This window comes from Neisseria sp. P0021.S007, assembly GCF_051956855.1.
On sequence record NZ_JBQCXA010000018.1, the window covers coordinates 1 to 2,410 of the forward strand.

Sequence of the window (2,410 nt, forward strand, 5' to 3'; positions counted from 1 at the left end):
TGTGAAACTAGTAAACAATCTCGATATGGTTATTATTTTCAAAATAGAGCTTTAACAAAAATTTTAGAAGAGGATGAATTTTTAAATATTGCCACTTCTATAATTGACGGAAATCCTACCCCTTTTGTAGAAGGTACGGGCAAACCTGAATATAAAGAAAATATCAAAGTCCCTGCCGGTACAGTTGTAACCATTGGCCCTGTCACTCCCGAAAATGGCAAGCCGGTGCAAATTACCATTACTTTCGGTCAAGATTCAAACGGCAAAACAAACGCAACGGTAATCACAACCCCGCGTCCCGACCTCACACCGGGCAGCCCTGCAGCTCCTAAAACCAACTCAACACCTACACCGGGAGAAAATGGCAAGCCTGGCTCTCAACCAGACCCAACGCCTGACGGTAGCCCGTCCGATAAGCCAAAACCAGATCCTGACGACAGCCCTAGCGGCAAAGACAATCCAAAACCCGACGATAAGCCCGACCCTGACAGCAAAGACGATCCAAAAAAAGATGAAGGACCTAAAGAGGATGACAAGCCCAAAGAAGACGGAGGTTTGCTTTGTAAAGTGTTTCCGAATATTTTGGCCTGCGACGAATTGCCCGAAAAAGAAGAACCTGATTTAGAGATTCCCGAAGAACAAATAGATTTGAACTTCACACCTGACAATACTTTTAGAGAGTATGGCGAATGCCCTGCTCCGGTAACGTTTCAGGCATTGGGTGCTGAATACAGAATCAGTCTTGAGCCTGCGTGTAATTTAGCTGCCATGATTAGACCCTTTATTATCGCTATGGCTTGGCTGGTGGCTTCGTTCTTCGTGTCTAGAGTTGTCAGAAATAACGCATAGGGGGATTTATGAAATTTTTAGCTGCTCTTGCTCCATATTTGATAAATCATGTTGTCAAATACATTCTGACTGCTTTAGGGGTGTCTATTATTACTTATGTTGGTTTTGATGCCCTTATGAGCAATCTTAAAAATCAGTTTATAAGCAGTATGGGCGCAGTTCCCGCCGGAGCGATCCAAATTTTTTACATTGCAGGTGGCGGCGTTGTTCTGAACATCATGTTCGGAATGCTCGCTTTTGTCGTTACGTTTAAAACTCTGTCTAAATTAAGCTTTGGCAAGAAAGGATAAAGATGGCCGCCATTACCCTGATAACAGGAAAACCAAGAATCGGCAAAACCGCCTTTGCCGTCGAACTGCTTATGTTTGATGACTATTATAAAGGCCGTAAAATCTTCTCCAACATCAACGGCCTTTTGATAGACCATCATCAACCGCCGGAAGGTCATAGCTGGGAAGACATGTATGAATGGCTGAAATGGAAAGAGAATATCGGCTCAGTTGTCATTTATGACGAAGTGCAATATTTGTTTCCGACACGTTCCAGCGGTTCAAAAATGCCTGAAAACGTCGCCTTTTTGAACATTCACGGCCATTACGGTATCGACATGATACTAATCACACAATCGCCCAAGCTGCTTGACGTGAATCTGCGCGAAGTCGTGAACAAGCATATCCATATAGCTGCAAACAAAATGGGCGGACTGACAAGGCTTGAATGGAACGAAGTAGCTTTAAACCCGACACAGCAATCAAGAAACGCCTTGTCCAGTTCGCATAAAATTAGGGAAGAGGTTCTTGAATACTACAAATCTGCAGAAGTGCATACCGCCCATTCGCACGTCAAATCAAGGTGGTATTACATCATAATCGCCATGTTGTTTATCCTGCCGTGTATCTTAGGTTTGGTCGGATTCATGGGCTATAAGATGTATCAGGGTTATAAAGAAAAAGCAGGAATAACGGCAAAGGCCGAAGCAGCAAAAGAAGATACAGGTTTCAAAAATCCGCTTGACCCTGAAAACCAAAAAGAAATGATGCCGCAAAGTGGAATTCAGGGGCAAAACCTCAAACCTGAAGATTTTGTCCCTGTTCTTGCCGAAAAGCCCGAAAGTAAACCCATCTATAACGGCGTCCGACAAGTTAAAACATTTGAGTACCCCGTCGGCTGTGTTGATGGTGGCAAAAGCGGATGTACCTGCTATTCATCGCAAGGTACACCGCTGAAAGAAATCACTAAGGCAATGTGCAAAGACTACGCCCATAATGGCCTGCCGTTTAATCCCTACAAAGAGTCCGACCACAGCTCAAACCAAGCGCAGACAGCGCCATCCGCGTCGGATACTAGCGCAGGCGTGCAAGTCGCATCACTAGGCGGCCAAAGCCCTCAAAACCTTATGTATGACGGATATGTAGAAGCAGGCGCAAAGTTCACACCGCAAAGCGGCGCGGTAGTCGAATCCGCGCAATGACAAAGGCTGTCTGAAACCAGTTCAGACGGCCTTTAAATAAAAGCTGCTTGATTCCTTTAAAAAGCGCGGCGTAAAAACCTATCTAAAGAG

The 2,410-nt window shown here is 44.8% G+C and carries 3 protein-coding genes; all 3 read left to right on the top strand.

What is annotated here, in order from left to right:
* The coding region (locus ACTHUR_RS10595) for an IgG-binding virulence factor TspB family protein (protein ID WP_440398558.1) at window positions 1-849 on the top strand (849 nt) is incomplete at its 5' end.
* Between the two features lie 8 nt (window positions 850-857).
* On the top strand, window positions 858-1,139 hold the full coding sequence (locus tag ACTHUR_RS10600) for a DUF2523 family protein (RefSeq protein WP_070461276.1): 282 nt from the start codon (window positions 858-860) through the stop codon (window positions 1,137-1,139).
* Window positions 1,140-1,141: 2 nt separating this feature from the next.
* Window positions 1,142-2,320 (top strand): zonular occludens toxin domain-containing protein, encoded by a 1,179-nt coding sequence (locus ACTHUR_RS10605; protein WP_070461275.1) that lies wholly within the window; start codon window positions 1,142-1,144, stop codon window positions 2,318-2,320.
* Window positions 2,321-2,410 lie beyond the last annotated feature (90 nt).